General features: G+C 66.3%; 16 protein-coding genes and 1 tRNA gene. 8 read left to right on the top strand and 9 right to left on the bottom strand.

All coding sequences use genetic code 11. The features are described 5' to 3' along the window. Window positions 1-148: 148 nt before the first annotated feature. The 4 genes from ettA to ACFVJ5_RS31905 all read right to left on the bottom strand — a co-directional run bounded on the left by ettA (window position 149) and on the right by ACFVJ5_RS31905 (window position 5,627). Window positions 149-1,825, bottom strand: coding sequence for an energy-dependent translational throttle protein EttA (ettA, locus tag ACFVJ5_RS31920; protein ID WP_379225916.1), 1,677 nt, complete (start codon window positions 1,823-1,825; stop codon window positions 149-151). 69 nt (window positions 1,826-1,894) lie between these two features. Next, window positions 1,895-2,461, bottom strand: a complete 567-nt coding sequence (locus ACFVJ5_RS31915; RefSeq protein WP_379225915.1) for a single-stranded DNA-binding protein — start codon at window positions 2,459-2,461, stop codon at window positions 1,895-1,897. A gap of 143 nt (window positions 2,462-2,604) precedes the next feature. Then, complete coding sequence (locus ACFVJ5_RS31910) at window positions 2,605-3,582, bottom strand: serine/threonine dehydratase (RefSeq protein WP_379225914.1); 978 nt, start codon at window positions 3,580-3,582, stop codon at window positions 2,605-2,607. Beyond that, window positions 3,579-5,627, bottom strand: coding sequence for a cytochrome c oxidase assembly protein (locus tag ACFVJ5_RS31905; RefSeq protein WP_379225912.1), 2,049 nt, complete (start codon window positions 5,625-5,627; stop codon window positions 3,579-3,581). Before ACFVJ5_RS31905 ends, ACFVJ5_RS31910 begins: the two co-directional genes overlap by 4 nt. Window positions 5,628-5,763: 136 nt before the next feature. On the opposite strand from ACFVJ5_RS31905, the gene ACFVJ5_RS31900 reads away from it, so the two are divergent. Beyond that, a tRNA-Arg gene (locus ACFVJ5_RS31900) sits at window positions 5,764-5,837 on the top strand. On the opposite strand, the gene ACFVJ5_RS31895 is transcribed toward ACFVJ5_RS31900, so the two are convergent. Then, the gene (locus ACFVJ5_RS31895; protein WP_379225910.1) at window positions 5,806-6,108 is read right to left on the bottom strand and encodes a hypothetical protein; all 303 of its coding nucleotides are present in this window, start codon (window positions 6,106-6,108) and stop codon (window positions 5,806-5,808) included. The two genes, ACFVJ5_RS31900 and ACFVJ5_RS31895, sit on opposite strands and share 32 nt — an antisense overlap. A 116-nt stretch (window positions 6,109-6,224) precedes the next feature. Then, the gene (locus ACFVJ5_RS31890) at window positions 6,225-7,400 is read right to left on the bottom strand and encodes a DUF2306 domain-containing protein (protein ID WP_379225908.1); all 1,176 of its coding nucleotides are present in this window, start codon (window positions 7,398-7,400) and stop codon (window positions 6,225-6,227) included. 121 nt (window positions 7,401-7,521) lie between these two features. Here ACFVJ5_RS31890 and ACFVJ5_RS31885 point away from each other — a divergent pair, with 121 nt between their 5' ends. After that, window positions 7,522-8,238: a TetR/AcrR family transcriptional regulator gene (locus tag ACFVJ5_RS31885; RefSeq protein ID WP_379225906.1), complete on the top strand. Its 717-nt coding sequence runs from the start codon at window positions 7,522-7,524 to the stop codon at window positions 8,236-8,238. Window positions 8,239-8,649: 411 nt separating this feature from the next. Here ACFVJ5_RS31885 and ACFVJ5_RS31880 read toward each other — a convergent pair whose 3' ends face one another. After that, entirely contained in the window at window positions 8,650-9,081 is a 432-nt protein-coding gene (locus ACFVJ5_RS31880) for a DUF1761 domain-containing protein (RefSeq protein WP_379225905.1), read from the bottom strand. Between the two features lie 49 nt (window positions 9,082-9,130). Between ACFVJ5_RS31880 and ACFVJ5_RS31875 the strand changes: the two genes are divergently transcribed. Then, window positions 9,131-9,808 (top strand): winged helix-turn-helix transcriptional regulator, encoded by a 678-nt coding sequence (locus ACFVJ5_RS31875; RefSeq protein WP_379225903.1) that lies wholly within the window; start codon window positions 9,131-9,133, stop codon window positions 9,806-9,808. 458 nt (window positions 9,809-10,266) lie between these two features. Here the strand turns inward: ACFVJ5_RS31875 and ACFVJ5_RS31870 are convergent, their stop codons facing one another. Together ACFVJ5_RS31870 and ACFVJ5_RS31865 are read right to left on the bottom strand one after the other, a co-directional pair. Then, the gene (locus ACFVJ5_RS31870; RefSeq protein ID WP_379225901.1) at window positions 10,267-11,238 is read right to left on the bottom strand and encodes an antibiotic biosynthesis monooxygenase; all 972 of its coding nucleotides are present in this window, start codon (window positions 11,236-11,238) and stop codon (window positions 10,267-10,269) included. A 1-nt stretch (window position 11,239) separates the two neighbouring features. Next, entirely contained in the window at window positions 11,240-11,806 is a 567-nt protein-coding gene (locus tag ACFVJ5_RS31865; RefSeq protein ID WP_379225899.1) for a nucleoside deaminase, read from the bottom strand. Window positions 11,807-12,188: 382 nt separating this feature from the next. Here ACFVJ5_RS31865 and ACFVJ5_RS31860 point away from each other — a divergent pair, with 382 nt between their 5' ends. The 5 genes from ACFVJ5_RS31860 (at window position 12,189) to ACFVJ5_RS31840 (ending at window position 17,337) form a co-directional block, all read left to right on the top strand. Further along, the gene (locus ACFVJ5_RS31860; protein WP_379225897.1) at window positions 12,189-13,808 is read left to right on the top strand and encodes an MFS transporter; all 1,620 of its coding nucleotides are present in this window, start codon (window positions 12,189-12,191) and stop codon (window positions 13,806-13,808) included. A gap of 32 nt (window positions 13,809-13,840) precedes the next feature. Beyond that, entirely contained in the window at window positions 13,841-14,374 is a 534-nt protein-coding gene (locus ACFVJ5_RS31855; RefSeq protein ID WP_379225895.1) for an OmpA family protein, read from the top strand. 278 nt (window positions 14,375-14,652) lie between these two features. Continuing rightward, window positions 14,653-15,516, top strand: a complete 864-nt coding sequence (locus tag ACFVJ5_RS31850; protein ID WP_379225893.1) for an ABC transporter permease — start codon at window positions 14,653-14,655, stop codon at window positions 15,514-15,516. Next, window positions 15,509-16,342, top strand: coding sequence for an ABC transporter permease (locus tag ACFVJ5_RS31845; RefSeq protein WP_379225892.1), 834 nt, complete (start codon window positions 15,509-15,511; stop codon window positions 16,340-16,342). The genes ACFVJ5_RS31850 and ACFVJ5_RS31845 overlap by 8 nt, the downstream gene beginning before the upstream one ends. A gap of 2 nt (window positions 16,343-16,344) precedes the next feature. After that, window positions 16,345-17,337, top strand: a complete 993-nt coding sequence (locus tag ACFVJ5_RS31840; protein WP_379225891.1) for an ATP-binding cassette domain-containing protein — start codon at window positions 16,345-16,347, stop codon at window positions 17,335-17,337.

The raw sequence follows: 17,337 nt of genomic DNA, 5'->3' as shown, positions 1-17,337 counted from the left end.
AACTCGCTGAGGGAATTCGGGCTTGCCGCGCCGGTAACTTGCGGAATGCTGGATGAACGCCAGGGGGACCGATCGGCACAACGCCGACGGCCCGGCGGAGCGACCGTTCACAGATCGTTCCACCGGGCCGTCATGCGGGCCGCGCGTATCAGTCGCGCGTCAGCTTGCGGTGCGTAACGCGGTGCGGGCGAGCGGCTTCGGCGCCGAGACGCTCGATCTTGTTCGCCTCGTACGCCTCGAAGTTGCCCTCGAACCAGTACCACTTGGCGTCATTGTCGTTGTCACCCTCCCACGCCAGGATGTGGGTGCAGGTGCGATCGAGGAACCACCGGTCGTGGGAGATCACGACGGCGCAGCCGGGGAACTGATCGAGCGCGTTCTCGAGCGAGCTGAGGGTTTCGACGTCGAGGTCGTTGGTCGGTTCGTCGAGCAGGATCAGGTTGCCACCCTCCTTGAGGGTCAGCGCCAGGTTCAGGCGGTTGCGCTCACCACCGGAGAGCACACCCGCCGGCTTCTGCTGGTCCGGCCCCTTGAAGCCGAACGCGCTGACGTAGGCGCGCGAGGGCATCTCCTGGTTGCCGACCTGGATGAAGTCCAGACCTTCGGAGACGACCTGCCAGACGTTCTTCTTCGGGTCGATGCCTCCGCGGTTCTGGTCGACATAGCTCAGCTTGACCGTCTCGCCGACCTTCACCTCACCGCTGTCGGGTGATTCGAGACCGACGATGGTCTTGAACAACGTCGTCTTACCGACACCGTTGGGTCCGATGACGCCGACGATACCGTTGCGCGGCAACGTGAACGACAGATCCTTGATGAGCTGACGATCGCCGAAGCCCTTGTCCAGGTGCGACACGTTGACCACGATGTCGCCCAGTCGAGGACCCGCGGGGATCTGGATCTCCTCGAAGTCCAACTTGCGGTGCTTCTCGGCCTCGGCCGCCATCTCCTCGTAGCGACCCAGGCGAGCCTTGTTCTTGGCCTGGCGGGCCTTGGCGCCGGACCGCACCCAGGCCAGTTCGTCCTTGAGGCGCTTCTGCAGCTTCTGGTCCTTCTTGCCCTGGACCTCCAGACGCTGCGCCTTCTTCTCCAGGTAGGTGGAGTAGTTGCCCTCGTAGGGGTAGGCACGCCCACGATCGAGCTCGAGGATCCACTCGGCGACATTGTCGAGGAAGTACCGGTCGTGGGTGACCGCCAGCACGGCGCCCGAGTAATCGGCGAGGTGCTTCTCGAGCCAGAGCACACTCTCGGCGTCGAGGTGGTTGGTCGGTTCGTCGAGCAGCAGCAGATCGGGCTTGCTCAGCAGCAGCTTGCACAGCGCGACGCGGCGGCGCTCGCCACCGGAGAGATTGGTGACCGGCGCATCCGGCGGCGGGCACCGCAGTGCGTCCATGGCCTGCTCGAGCTGGGAGTCGACATCCCACGCGTCGGCGTGGTCGAGGAACTCCTGGAGCTTGCCCATTTCGTCCATGAGCTCATCGGAGTAGTCGGTGGCCATCAGTTCAGCGATCTCGTTGAACCGATCCAGCTTGACCTTGACCTCGCCGAGGCCCTCCTCCACGTTGCCGCGGACGGTCTTCTCCTCGTTGAGCGGCGGCTCCTGCTGGAGGATGCCGACCGTGGCGCCCGAGCCGAGGAACGCCTCACCGTTGTTCGGCCGGTCCAGTCCCGCCATGATCTTCAGCACGCTGGATTTACCCGCGCCGTTGGGACCCACCACACCGATCTTGGCGCCGGGAAGGAAGTTCAAGTACACGTCGTCGAGGATGACTTTGTCGCCGTGCGCTTTGCGAACCTTGATCATCTGATAAATGAACTCAGCCATACGCGGAAGCCTATCGGTGGGAGAAATGGGGACGGGAGACGGAAGGGTCGAGTGCCGCGGAAACGACCCTCATGCGTCGACCTGCTCGGCACCGTTGGTGCTCGACACCACGTCCGGCGATCGCGCGGGGACAGCATCCGCCACGGTCGTACAGGCTACGGCAACGGGTTCGGTCGACGCATACCCGGTGGCAGCGTCGTCGGCCTTCGGTAGCGCAGCGCCGCGGGCGTCGGAAATATTCCGCACCGCGGCATGCGGCAGTGATCGCAGGCCCTCGGACCGGCGAACAACGCTCGCGTGGCATCGCGCCAGATCGGGCCCGACCGCGACCGCGCGCATCTCCAGATCCCGCCGCTCGGTTCCGTCCTTGCCGCGGTACTCGTGCGACCGGAGCTGCCCGTAGGCGATCACCGGATCGCCGCGGTGCAACGATCGATCCACCCCCGCCACCAGCCTGCGCCAGCACGAGACCGTGAGATACAACGTGCCGTTGTCGGTCCACTCCGCCGTTTTGGCGTCGAATCGCCGCGAATTGCTCGCCATCCGGAACGTCAGCATCTGCTCGCCGTTGCTGAGATCGCGCCGCATCGGATGGGTGATGACGGTCCCGATCACCGTCGCGTGTGCCTCGTACATCGTGCTCGCCCCCGCTCGAATCCACCGTTATCGCTCTGACCACCCAAGAATGACCTGGCGAACAGGGGTGTGGGAGGCGCGGAGTGAATCTGTGGATGAATCGGGCGGTTGTGGACAACGCCGGTGTCAGAGCAACTCCGGTGTCAGAGCACGGGAAGCTCGGTGTTCGCTCCGCACAGGACCACGATCGGCCGTACGCCGGGTTCCGGGGTGTACACACCGCTCTGCACGGCGGCCAGCGCGGCGGCGCCTTCGAGCTCCACCACCACACGGAACTCGCGCCAGAGATATTCGCGGGCGGCGGCCACCGCGTCGTCGGCCACCGCGACCGCGGGCATCTGGTGACGCTGGGCGATGTCGAAGGCGATATCGCCGACCCTGGTCGCGCACAGCAGCTCGGTGGCGCACGAGGCCACGTCGATATCGACCGGCGCGCCCGCCGCGAGTGCCGCCGAGAGCACGGGTATGTGCTCGGATTCGATGCCGACGATCTCCCTGCGCTTGCCCAGCGCCGCCCCGAGCCCCGCGATCAGCCCACCGCCACCGACCGCGGCCAGCACCGGCGGCCTACCGCGCACCTGTTCTTCCAGCTCGAGCCCGATGACCCCGGCGCCCGCCACCACGGCGGGCATGTCGTAGGCATGCAGATGGTCGGCCCCGCGCTCGGCGGCCAGGGTGAGCGCCCGGCGTTGCGCCTCGGCGTACGTCGTTCCGTGCCACAGCACCTCGGCGCCGTGCGCCCACATCGCGGCCACCTTGGTGTGCGGCGCGGATTCCGGCACGACGATCGTGCATTCCTTGCCGAGCTGCGCCGCGGCCAGCGCGACCGCGATGCCCGCGTTGCCCGCCGAGGCGACAACCACGTGGTCGGCGCCGCTGCCGGCGCACAGCAGGGCGTTGAGCGCGCCACGCACCGTGAATGTGCCACCGTGCTGCAGGAATTCCATTTTCAGTGACACCGGCACCGGCCCGTTCGGCCCGTCCACACTCGTGTGGAACACCGGCGTCTTGCGTACCCGCCCGGCCAACCGCCGCCGCGCCGCCCGCACATCGGTACGCAGCACCCGCTCCGGTTCGGCCCGCTCGGTCGATTCGCGCGACGGCACACCGAATCCGCTCACCGGCGGACCTCGCCGTCACGCCGCGCCAGCTCGGCGTACATCGCGTTGTAGGCGGTCAGGTCGGCGTCGTTGTCGCGATCGGCGGCCCGGTCGGTGCGCTTGGCCAGCTTGGTGTCGCTGCGTGACCACTGGATCAGCAGGGCGAGCATCACCACCACCAGCGGCACCTCACCGCTGGCCCAGGCGAAACTGCCGCCGTTGCGCTGGTCGGCGAGCAGGTCGATGTTCCAGCCGAGATCGAGGGTGCGATAGAACCAGTCGCCGAGCACGGTGGTCATGCTCATCAGCGCGATGCCGAAGAACGCGTGGAACGGCAGCGTGCCGAACACCATCGCGAGCTTGGTCAGGGGCGCGACCTCGCGCGGCTTGGGATCGATGCCGATCACCACCCAGTAGAACAGGTAGCCGCTGAGCAAAAAGTGCGTGTTCATCATCAGGTGGGCGGCGTGCGAGTCGACATAGGTGTCGAAGATCCCGCCCAGGTACAGCGCGTAGAACCCGGCGACGAAGATCAGCGATGCCACCACGGGCTGGGTGAGGAACCGCGAGACCGGGTTGTGCACGGCCGCCAGAATCCATTCGCGCGGCCCCGGCACACCACCGCGACCCGCGGGCGGGAGCGCGCGCAATGCCAGGGTCACCGCGCCGCCGAGGGCGAGCAGGATCGGCGCCAGCATCGACAACGCCATGTGCGCGCCCATGTGCACGCTGAACATCGCCGGTGCGTAGCGCCCGACCCCCGACGACGTGGCCAGCAACAGCACCACACAGCCACTGCACCAGGCAATGGTTCGCCCGATCGGCCAGGCATCGCCGCGCTTGCGCAGACGGTAGACGCCGAGCAGGTAGAGCGCGGCGAGCACGATCGCCAGGGTTCCGAAGATCAGGTCGAAGCGCCAGTCGAACAGCAGGCGACTCACGGTCGGCGGGCCCGCCAGCGTGTAGCCCAGCTCCACTTCGACCGGCGTCGGCACCGTGGTCGGTGGCGGTGGCGGGGTGCGGCCGAGGCCGACTGCCAGACCGATGGTGGCCGCGAAGATCAGCATCTCCACGCCGGCGAGACGGATGAGCGCGCCGCGGTCGCGCGAGTCGGCGGCCAGCGCGGGCAGTGCGGCCCGTCGCTGCAGGTAGCCGATGGCGCCGAGCACCAACAGCGCGGCCGCTTTCGCGAGCACCAGCCTGCCGTACGTGGTGGTGAACAGGTCCGAAACGGGCACCCGCACCCAGGCATTGACGACGCCGCTGAGACCGATCACCACGATCGAGACGGTCGCGGCCACCGAGAACCGGCGGGCGGCGATATCGGTGTTCGCGCCGCCGCGCATCGCGTGCGCCAGCACCGCGATCAGCCCGCCGACCCAGACCGAGGCCGACACCATGTGCAGGATCAGGGAGTTGGTCGCCACGTCGTGGGAGCCGCCGGAGGACGAGTGCCCGGTCAGTGCCAGCGGCATCATGGTCACCAACGCGCCCGCCAGCAGCACCGGCGTCCAGCCCCAGCGCAGCGCGCACCGGCAGCCGATCGCCACGATCAGCGCGAACAACACCGTTGTCCGCCAGGCGCCCGCGACCTCGACCTGCGTGATCACCGGCCACAGCACTTCGGGTCGCCAGATGGCACTCACCGGCTGACCGGTCGTATCCGACACCGTCAACGGCACCAACAGCGCCGCACTCGCGGCCCACACCAGCGCGGCGTCGGAGGCTCGGCGCACCGCCCGATAACCGCCGACCTCGAGCAGACCGCCGTCGCGCGGGGGCAGCAGGAACGCCGCGAACAACAGGGAGCCGACGGTCATCGCGGCGGCCAGATCGGCCACCGCGCGCAACGCGGGCAATCCATATGTTGTCAACGCCCCCGGATCGGGTATACCGAGCAAACTGAGCGCGTGCGCCGCCGACAACCCGACCACCATGGCCGCGACAACCGCGGCGATACACCCGGCTACGACGCTGAGTACACCGAACGGCGCCGCCGGACCCGAATCCGCCGGCGGTCCGCCGTCGACGGCGGGTCCAGCGGTGGGGTCCTGCGATAACGACATGACAACGAGGGTAGTTCGACGTGCCCGGCGACGCCCCGATGGGGCGCTCACCCGAGCCTGCGCTCGACGATCCGGTCGGTCGCTATACTTTTCGAGCTGGACAGCATGGCCGACTTCGGCCAAGGTGGATGCGACTGCCTCCGTAGCTCAGTTGGATAGAGCAAGGGCCTTCTAATCCCTAGGTCGCAGGTTCGATTCCTGCCGGGGGCGCGTAGAACATGGGCAACTGTGGTGGTTGCCCATGTCGTGCCGGGTTGCACCGTGCCGCCACCACGCGCTGGTGGCGGCGCGGGGGCCGGCGTCGGGTGATCTCGGCCACGGTTTTCTCGATCGCGGTGATCCGCTGCGCGATTTCGTTGCCCTTACCGGATGCCTGCCCACGGAGCTGGTGGCGCAGCAAGGTGGTCCGGTCAGGACCGAAGACCTTCTCGTTGAAGAACCGTTCGAGGCATTCGAACAGGGCATCTTCGCGTACGTACACCGAGCGGAGGTGGTCAGCGTATTCCTCGGGTTTGCCGACCAGATCAGCAGTGTCTGTTTGGAATCGGCTAGGGCAGGGGCGGATCCGAGTTCGCGTACTGCCATGCCACCCGCGGTCTAGCTCGACAGCGGCGAGAGCGTTGTCGCCTCGATCGTTGTTGCCGACGCGCGAGGCGGCGCCTGCGGTGCGTGGTTGCGGCGATTCCAGGTGACGATGAGATAGCCGATGGACATCGATAGTGCCGATGCGGTAAGCAGGGCGCCGTAGAAACCCTGGGCGGCGTCCCAGAACAATGTGTACAGCGGCCAGACCAGAACGAACGCCAATGGCGATGCGACAATCGCGAGCTGGTGAACCTGCCATTCCGCCGCGGCGAGATCGTTTCCTGCGCTCCGCGCACGGGCGCGCAGCACGGTAAAAACGGTGAGTGCGCCGAGGGTTGCAACCAGGAACGCGGCGATGACACGGTCGAATCCACCAACGAGTCGGTCGAATTCGACGGCGACGGCGATCGTGAGAACGATGCCCGCGCTCCAGATCACGCGAGGTACGGCCATCGGAATCGCAATCTTTGTGTGCGCGGGACCTGGGCGGCGGGTGTCGAGGCGACGGCTGGCGACGATGGCCCCGCCGATGGCGAGCGCCTGCAGGGTCGCGGCGCCCGCGAGATTGGTGACCTGCTGGGTTCGATCAGGCCAGGCAACGCCCAGAACCAGGTACTCGACCCGGAGCAAGGGCGCGGTCAGCAGCAGCGCGAACGAATACGCCATCAGCATCTGATGCATGCGGATCTGTCGTCGAACGATCGCCGCGACCGCGAGCAGCGTCGACGCCAGGGTACCGAGTGCGAGTGCCCAGAGTTGGACATAGAACGCGGGTCCGTCGAAGGTGTCGTGGGGGCCGGTGCGCAGCAGGTATCCCATCGCGGTGAGCATCGACACCACCACGATGCCGACCTGGATTCGGCCGAGGTGGCGGTGCAGCGCGGGACGGCGGGTACGCAGTCGCTGAGAGAACTGCGCGATGGCGAGCAGGATCGCCACTCCGCCACCGATGGTGTGGGCCAGCAACAGCCATCGGCTGTCGGCGTAAACGCGCTGCTGTTCGAGATGGACCGAGCCCACACCCTCGGCCATCCGTGTCCCGACCACACCGGCGAACGCGGTGTTCCACAGTTGGGGCGCGTGAGGGGTGAAGAACCGCCACATGTACTCGATCGCCATCGGCCCATACACCAGGCACACCACCGCGATCGCGACCCACGCCGCCACTGCGGCCTTCCTACCGGCCATGTCGTCCTCCTGAGGCTGGCACGGGTCAGCATCGACAGCCGACTGTGCTCTCCAGTCAGGTTGGCACCGAGCTCGCTAATTTGCAAGTTGATTCATAATTGAATGCATCTACACTTCGATGATGGCTACGGAGACCGAAACGAGTCCGCGGGTGCAGCGCCGCCGCGCCCGAAACCGCACGACCATGCTCGATGTCGCCGAGGCAAAATTCGCGGCCGACGGGATCGCTGCGGTCCGGATCGAGGCCATCGCCGAGGCCGCCGACGTCTCGGTCGGCACGGTGTACGGCCATTTCGGGAACAAAGACGGCCTGATAGTCGCCGTCGCCGAACGAATTCTCGATCGCGCCGGCCTCTACCTCGCGCAGGCCTACGAAGTCAGCGACTCACCGTTGGAACAGGTCGCGGCGACCGGCGCGGCGTATCTACACCTACTGGCGGATTTTCCGTTCCTGATCAGGTTTCTCTCCACCGACCTCGCCACGGCCGATCCGGCGGTGACCAGCCAGATCACTGCACGGATCGAAGTCATGTACGCCGTGCTGTCCGACCGCATCGAGGCAGCGATCACCGTCGGCCAGGTCAAGCCGCTCGATGCCCGCCTCTTGGCGCGGTTCCTGTTCGGCGCGTGGAACGGAGTCTTCAGCCTGACAATCCAATCCGACGCCACCCGCATGTCCACCGACGAGGTCGAGCAATGCCTGGCTCAGGCCCGCCGCATCATCATCGACGGGATCGCCACACCAGCGATGCACGACGCGAACGGTCACGCCACAGTCACTCTGCACGATGTGCCGCGCCCCGCACCGATCGAAGATCCCGTCGCGTCAACAGGGTGACACGACGGGATCGACTTGCCTCACTGCGGCTTCGACCTCGGGGGCTGGGTGCGCACCCCGGTGACTCCCCCAGCGCCCGGGGGCACAGGTCGTCCCGCTTTCGCTGCGGATGTCGATCCAGGTGTTCGGCAGCGGGACGCCGACCGAGATCGAGCCGGTGCGTGGGACCTCGCCGCAACCTGGCAACGCGTCACGCCCGGCAACCGGCCCCCGTCCAGCGCCGAGGTGTGGGTAGCCAGGACAGAAGGAGCGAACTGCACAGGCCGACACCGTTGGCGACGATGGACTCACGGACGGCCTCCGGTGAAAGCTGGGCCTGCGGCGCGAGCAGCACCAAAGCTTGCCTGTCGGATGCGGGGTGGGTTGGAGCATGGCGATGTCCCATGGTTCTTGCGCTCTGACTGTGCGCTGCTACCGCAGCAACCCGATCGGAACCGCCATGCCCAGGAACAGCACGAGCTGGTAGGCGCTGTTGATCACAGTGAGCTGGCCAGGCTTCTGCTCGAAGCCGTTGTGCTGTGCCAGGGTCGACAGTGAGAAGCCGAGCCACGCCACGAGGGCAACTGCCAGTGCGGCCCAGAAGGAGTCGATGCCGAAGAAGCCGGAAGTGACGGAGCTGGCGGCTGCGAGAGTCAGCGCGGTGACGACGATTGATGCCACCAGGACCACGAACGGACCCTTGCCGCCTCTCTCGGAGTCCTCCTTGGTCACCCCGGTCAGCTTCCGCCATACGCCGCCGACCAGCCCCCAGTCGCTGTACCAGATCCACGCGATCGCCATTCCGACCGCGACCGCGACCGCGATCGCGGACAGGACGGCCGGCCAGCTGATGCTCAGCTCCACGGAATCTCCTCTGCTCGACACTCTCTCCGTATGGTTGATATAATAAAGCATGGTGGAAAAAGTAAACAATAATTTCAAGGGTTCGCGCTCCTACGGGCAGTTCTGCGCCCTCGCGCGCTCTCTGGACGTCGTAGGCGACCGGTGGACGCTGCTCATCGCGCGCGAGTTGCTGCCGGGGCCGATGCGCTACACCGAGCTGAAGACCTCACTCAAAGGCATCGCGACGAACCTCCTGTCCGAGCGACTGAAGACCATGGAGGCGAACGGGATCGTCGAGCGTCGCCTCGAGGACGCGGGCGTCGTCTACGCCCTCACGTCATGGGGAGCGGGGTTGCGAGAGCCGATGGAGGCGCTCGGCCGGTGGGGCGCTCCGCTGCTGGCGACCGGCCGGGGCGACGATGCCTTCCAGCCGCGCTGGCTGACCCTCGCGCTGCCTGCCCTCCTCCGAGGCGTAACCGCCTCTCCTCCCGTCGAGCTCGGCATCGAAACGGACGGCTTCCTCATGGCCCTGAGGGTCGACGAAGACGGTCCAAGCGCATTCGTACCCGATCGAGAACCGGCCTCAGTGTTCACCGCCGCTCCCGACGTGGTCGTCGCCCTAGCCGCTGGAGCGATCAGCATCGAGCAGGCCATCGCCGCCGGCGAGTTCCGTGGCGACTCGAACGTCCTCCGAACCGCGCTCACCCCTGTTCATGCGAACGTGACTGCGCTGACCAACAGCGACTGAGGACCACGAAGAAGCGCAGGCTGTCGCGGGTGGAAGCACGCTTGCGTCCGGCTGGTGTGGTCACCTTCGGCGCTGCGCTGCCGACCACGCGACCACGAGCCAGCAACCGATGCCGAGCCACACGCTCCCGACCAAGTCGAGCGTCCCGCAACGTCCTGACCCGCAACATCCTTAGCTGTCCGGGAGCAAATACCCAGTTCGCGCGTGTTCCCATCTTGGATGTGCCCCGCCGTGGGACAACCAACGTGGGAACGGGGACCTAACCGTATCGGCATCCCGTGGGCGTCAGATCGAGTAGGAATCCGCGATGACCAGGCGTTTCCCGGTTGCCCATGTTTTGTGTGTCCTGCCGGGGGCGCACAGCGGCCCTGACCTGCACGAACATTAGGTCAGGGCCGCCACGGGTTCCGAGCGCGACGCTCTACCAGCCAGGAACTCTCGCATCAGTGGGGACGACGTCAGGGGAGCGTCCAGAACACCCGCGTCACCAAGTAGAAGAAGATCGCGGCGAGCGTCAGGAAACCCACCGAACAGGCGAGCCCGATCAGGTCGGTGCGGGGGTCGGGGCGTGGGCTCGATCGCATCCAGAATCCCAGCGCGCGGGTGACGACCGGCATCACCACCCAGGTCAGCAGGCTGACCGACAGGATGTTCCCGACCAGCAGGCTGATCCACAGCTGCGCGCCCGGCCAGATCTCGGCGATGATCACGGTGAGGATCACGACCGTCGGATACAGCCCCACCAGGACCGACAGGGCCGTCTTCCACGACGCGGGACCGCCGTCCTCGCCGGTCTGGCTCGGCGGAAACCACGACCCGTAGGGGTTGGCGATGCGGTGAACCTCGAAGTCCCGGAAGTCCGGCGCTTCCTCGAGCAGGGCCTTGCGCTGGGGCGATTCGAGCCAATGGTCGAGATGCTCGGCCGAAGCGAAGGAATAGATGATCGTCCAGTCACTCTGCACACCGGGAATCGGCCGGTGCAGCCCGGATCCGCGAAAGCCTCGAAATGTCCGTTCGACCTCGGTCATCCGGTCCTGCCACGCGATGAATTCCGTCTCGCGTCCGGCCGCCACGGGGTGCGAGACGACGACCGTCGCTACCTCTTCGTCCGGCTCGTCGACCAGCACATGCTGCGTCGACGGCCGCTCGAAGAGCTCGGTTCCTCGCACGAGAAGTTCGTCGCGCGTATCGCTGGCGAGCCAGCGCTTGAGGTTGACGATGTCGTCGAACCGATAGACGACCGACCAGTCGGACTGAGCGTCACCCGGTGGCGTCACGTCGGCGCCGAGAAATCCGGGGAAGGCCGCCGCAGCGTCGTTCACCTCCGCCTGCCACCGCCGGAACTCGCCCTCGCGGCCGACTCGGGGCTGTTGAGTGATGACCACCGTCGCGGCGGCGGGCCTCGGCGACGGGGCCTTCGAGGCCGTCATGTCAGTACGGGTGCTTGTCGGCCTTTTCGGCCCAGGTCTTGTACGCTTCGGCGCCCAGATCCCTGCGGAACTGTTCGATTTTCACGGACCGCTCGGGCAGCGGCCTGGTGAAGTCCTCGTATTGATACGCGTCGTCGAAGCCGATTTCGCTGGTGTCCGCCAGATCGCTCGCGAAATGCACGGCGTCGAGACGTGACCAATAGATTGCGCTCATACACATGGGACACGGCGCGCCGCTGATGAATATCTCCATACCCATCAACATTTTCGCGCGTTCCGGAACCTTGTCGGGAGATCCCTCGGGTCGCGGGACCAATTCGAGCGTCGACTCGTTCTGGTGCTCTTTGGAAATACTCGGGGCCTCGCCGTTGAGTACCTGGGTCGCCTTGCGGATGGTTTCTATTTCGGCATGCTGGGTGGGATCACCGGTGAGTAGCACCCGATTCTGCCCGCGCGCGACGATCACGCCGTCCTTCGCGATCACAGCGCCGAACGGTCCACCCCAATCGTTGTCGACAGACTCTTTTGCCAGCCTGCATGCCTCTTCCATGAGTTCATCCGGTGTCATAGGTATTGCACCTCGAATTGTCGGTAGGACGTACCTGATAGGCACACGGAATATTCTCCCGGTGCCACACCTGACAGCTGTTCGACGCCGTCGCGGCGACGACCACACACGCAATTCAGCCTCTGCCGCATATCGAATCTACCTCCGGCCGGACCGCTGCGGAACAGCGTGCGCAATGTCGACGTATTTGCCTGGTTTCGGACACCTCTCCGTGTCCTGGAGCAGGCGCGGCCGTCGGCGACCGTGTCGAGCGCGCCGCGCTCGGGCGACTCACCCTTTTCGGGTGAGTCGCGCCCCGTGCTGCTGTGTAACTCTGACTGTCGTCCACACCTTCGGCCTCTGGTCGCAGAAGCGAGGCTCCGATGCCCCAGATCCCCAGCTCATGAATTCGAGCCGCCCGTCGAGTGCGGTGGCCGCCGGATCCAGTGTGGTGCTGCTCGTACTGGCCTCCGGACAGTTCCTGATGACGCTGGACACCTCGGTGATGAACGTATCGATGGCGCAGGTCGCCGAGGACCTGGACACCACCATCACCGGCATCCAGACGGCCATGACGTTGTACACGCTCGTCATGGCGACCTTGATGGTCACCGGGGGCAAGGTGGGCACCATCATCGGCCGACGTCGAGCGTTCGCGATCGGTCTCGTGATCTACGGGGCGGGTTCGCTGACCACCTCGTTGGCACCGAGTCTGCCTGTGTTGCTGCTGGGCTGGTCACTGCTGGAAGGTGTCGGCGCCGCCCTGATCATGCCCGCGATCGTCGCCCTGGTCGCGGGCAACTTTCCGCCCGAACGCCGCAGCGCCGCCTACGGCCTGGTCGCGGCGGCCGGTGCGATGGCCGTCGCCGCGGGGCCGCTGATCGGTGGCGCGGTGACCACGTTCGCGTCGTGGCGGTATGTGTTCGCCGGCGAGTCGGTTCTGGTCGTCATCATCCTCTTGGCGCTACGCCGGATCAGCGACGTCGCGCCGGCGAAGGTCCGGATCGACCTGCTCGGTTCCGTGCTCTCCGTCCTCAGTCTCGGCATGCTCGTCTACGGCGTGCTGCGGTCGAGTGAGTGGGGTTGGGTCCAGCCCAAACCCGGTGGCGCCGCCCTCGCCGGGCTCTCGCCTGTCGTCTGGCTGTTGCTGGGCGGAATGCTGCTGCTGTACGTGTTCGCGCGCTGGCAGAACCACCTCGCCGAGACCGGCGGCGAGCCGTTGGTCGACCCGGCGCTGTTCCGCAATCGGCAGCTCACCGGCGGGCTCACGATGTTCCTCGGCCAATACACGGTTCAAGCCGGGGTGTTCTTCACCGTCCCGCTGTTCTTGACCGTCGTCCTGGAACTCAGCGCCTTGCAGACCGGACTGCGCCTGGTTCCCCTTTCGGTGGCGTTGCTGCTGTCCGCGGCCGGAATACCGAAGATATGGCCGCGCGCCAACCCTCGCCGCGTCGTCCGGGCCGGAATGGCCGCCATGATCGTCGGCATCCTCTTCCTCGTGGCAGGCATGGATCCGGGCGTCAACGCGGCTGTGGTCGCCGTCCCCATGGTGTTGATGGGAGTGGGATTGGGCGCCTTGGCGTCCCAGCTCGGCGCGGTCACCGTGTCGGCCGTGCCGGACGCGCAGAGCGCCGAGGTCGGCGGGTTGCAGAACACCGCGTCCAATCTCGGTGCGTCGCTGGGAACGGCGTTGGTCGGCTCGGTGCTCATCGCGACGCTGAGCACTTCGGTCATCGCCGGGATCAACGACAACCCCGATGTGTCGCCCGCGGTGAAACAACAAGCCACCACCGAATTGGCCGCAGGTGTCCCTTTCCTGTCCGACACCCAACTGCGGGAGGCATTGCGCGACAACGCAGTCCCCGAGGCGCAGGCAACCGAGATCCTCGACATCAACGAGGCGGCCCGCCTGGACGCGCTGCGAGTCGCGTTCTTCGTCACCGCTCTGCTCGCCATCGCGGCGCTGTTCTGCACCGGGCGGATACCCCGGCGCCCGCAAGGCGAACCCGATCCAGCGAACTGACCGTTGTCCGCATTCACACAAAAGGAGAACCGATGAAACTCAGAAACAGCGTCTGTGGGATCGCATCGATCGCGGTGGTTCTACTGATGACCGCGGCGTGTGGCTCCGATGACGACACCTCCGCACCGGCAACCACCTCGACCAGCTCGACCGCCCAGGCCGACACCATGCGCAGCAGCGTCGCCGCGACGGCGTCCTCGATGATGAGCACGGTGCGCGATACCGCGGAGCAAGCGGTGCAGGACGCGATCAACACGGTCTTGGCCGCCGCGCCGATCACCTTCGACGCGGGTAGCTCCGACCTCAGCGCGGCTGCCGTCGCGACCCTCAAAGCGGTATCGGTCCCGTTGCAGGGCAACGACACCGAGATCCAGATCACGACCTACGCTCAGGATTCGAATGTCGCCACGGCCAAATCGCTGGCCGAGGCCCGCGGTGACAACATCGCGGCCGCGCTGGAGGGCGACGGCATCGACAAGTCGCGCATCACGGTGAAGTCCGACGCGAATCCTTCCGACCCGGAGATCGATGCCAACGAGGCCGCGATCACGGTGGTCGACGAATAGCGGGTCGCCCCCGGCGGCCTGTCAGACACCGCCGTGACCTGCACTGATGCCGGTCACGGCGGTGCGATGCCGGGGCGGTGCCCCGGGCCGGGTAATCTTTGGCCCCATGTGGATCATCCTTGCCATCTCCGTGGTCAGCTCGGTCGCCATCGCGATCTTGTTCGCGACGGGCTTCCCCAAGGACTGAGCATGTGCCGATAGCCCTGTGCGCGGCGGGCGTCGGCGATCCGTGCCGTTCCCGTCCTGATTCGTGGCGATCGGCCTAGAGTTGACTGATTGTGCGGGGCGATGTGGCGGGGGATGGTGGGCTTGCCTTCGCGGTGCGGCGACGTCGCAAGCCTGGGGCTTTCCGGGTGTATTGGACGCTGGCGCGGGCGGGATTCAAGCGGCAGGCGCAATACAAACTGGCGATGTTCGCCGGGCTGTTCACCAACTGTGTGTTCGGGTTCGTCCGTGCGGCGGTGATGGTCGCGGCGGTGCGTGCCGCCGGTGATTTCGGCGGGTACGACGAGGGCACCATCGGGGCCTATGTGTGGTTGTCGCAGGCGTTGCTGGGCGCCACCCAGTTCATGGGACCGCAGATCGACCTGGTCGACCGGATCAAGACCGGTGACGTGGCGATCGATTTCCTGCGTCCGATCGACGTGCAACTCGGCTACCTGGCCAGCGATATGGGCCGCGCCGCGTGCACGATCCTGCCGCGCGGGGTGCCGAGCATCGCCATCGGCGCCGCCACCTTCGGCTTGTCGATGCCGAGTACGCCGGTGGCCTATCTGCTCGGCCTGATCAGTGTGCTGCTCGCGGTTGCCCTGTCGTTTCTCTGTCTGTTCGCGGTGGCGCTGATCGGGTTCTGGGTGGTCGAGATCCGCGGCATCCGGGTGCTGTATCAGATCGTCGGAACGTTCCTGGCCGGGCTTTTCGTCCCGGTGCACATGTTCCCCGACTGGTTGCGTGTCGTCGCCATGTCTACGCCGTTTCCCTCCATCCTGCAGGCCCCGATCGATACGCTGTCTGGGCGGGCCGCCGGGTCGGATGCCTTGATCATCGTTGCGATACAAGGCTTCTGGGTGTTGGTGATCGGACTGCTCGGCAGGGTGTTGCTGCGGGCGGGACAACGCAGGCTGGAGGTACAGGGTGGCTGAACCGGATTCCGCGCGCATTGTTGCCGGGACCTGGTTCACTCCCTATCTCGCAGTATTGCGTTCGCGTGTGAAAGCACAGCAGGTGTACCGCCTTTCGTTCGCCACCGAGGTGTTCAGCGCCTTCCTGATCGGGCTGGTGGAGTTCGCCGAGGTGTGGGTCATCTTCCACAATGTGAAAACCCTCGGCGGCCTCGATGTGGATGCGGCGCTGCTGCTGTTCGGGCTGTCCAACACCTCGTTCGCGCTGGCCCAGGTCGCGGTCGGGCATCTGGATTCCCTGCCGTCGATGATCCGGATGGGCACACTCGACGCGTATCACCTTCGCCCACAGCCGTTGCTGTTGCAGCTGGTGACCAGTGACATCTCGTTACGCAGGCTCGCGCGGGCCGCGGTCGCGGTGATCGTGCTCGGGATCGGGCTGTGGCGCAACGATATCGACTGGGGCATCGCCCCGGTTACCTTGATCGTGATCACCCTGATCAGTGGAATCGCGCTGTTCTGTGGCCTTTTCGTGTGTGCGGCCGGACTACAGTTCTTCTTGATCGACGGTGCCGAGCTCACCAACAGCTTCACCTACGGCGGTTCATTCGCCGCGATGCAGCCGGCTTCGGTGTTCCCGACACCGCTGAAACTGTTGTTCGGGTTCGCGATTCCCGTCGCGTTCACGGCGTACGTGCCGACGATCGCCCTGCTCGGGTTGCCGGGGCCACCACTGTTGCCCGCGTGGTCGGCGTGGCTGACGCCACTCGCCGCGGCGTGGGTGTGGCTGCTCGCATCGGCGGCATGGCGGATCGGCACGAGGCACTATCAGGGAGGAGGGGGATAACGATGGACGAGCACGAGAACCAGGATCCGATCATCGACATCGATGACCTCACCCGGCAATTCACCGTCTACCGCAAGAACGGCAGCCGCTGGCGCCGACATCGCGACACCATCACCGCCGTCGACCGGATGAGTTTCCGGATCGAACGCGGCTCGGCGGTCGGCTACATCGGCGCCAACGGCGCGGGCAAGTCGACGACCATCAAGATGCTCACCGGCATCCTGGTGCCGACCACCGGAACCGTGCGCACCTGCGGCCTCGAGCCGGTGCGTCAGCGTAAGGAACTCGCCTCGCGCATCGGCGTCGTGTTCGGGCAGCGTTCGCAGCTGTGGTGGGACCTGCCGCTGCACGAATCGTTCGCGATCCTGGCCGCGATCCATCGTCTCGATCCCGATATCGCCGACAAGCGGACCCACGAACTGGTGGAACAGCTGGAGATGGCCGACACCCTCGACACCCCTGTCCGCCAGCTCTCGCTCGGTCAGCGCATGCGCGCGGAAGTTGCGGCCGCACTGTTGCATTCGCCCGAGCTGGTGATTCTGGACGAGCCGACGATCGGCCTCGATGTGCTGTCCAAACAGCGATTACGTGAGTTCCTGCGCGCCGAGCGGATCGAGCGCGGCACCACGCTGCTGCTCACCACCCACGATATGGGCGATATCGAACGACTCTGTGATCGGGTGCTCGTCGTCGATTACGGCAGGCTGGTGTACGACGGTTCACTGGCCGGGCTCGGCGCCACCGTCGGCGCGCGCCGGGTACTGGTGGTCGACCTGGCCGCTCCCACACCGGATCTCGATGATCTGCCGTGCGGGGCACAGTTGCTGTCCAGCGAGGCGGGCGGTATGCGCCAGCGCCTGGCCTTCGACGCCGAGAAGACCACCGCGGCGGCTTTACTGGCGGCGGTGTCGGACCGGGCGCAGGTGCGCGATCTGTCGATCGAGGAACCCGATATCGAGGACGTGGTCCGCCGGATCTACGAGTCGACCCGCTGA

Source organism: Nocardia sp. NPDC127606 (assembly GCF_042671725.1).
GTDB lineage: Bacteria > Actinomycetota > Actinomycetes > Mycobacteriales > Mycobacteriaceae > Nocardia.
Note: the sequence above shows the minus strand (reverse complement) of the source record. Positions and strands in the feature narration are given on the sequence as shown.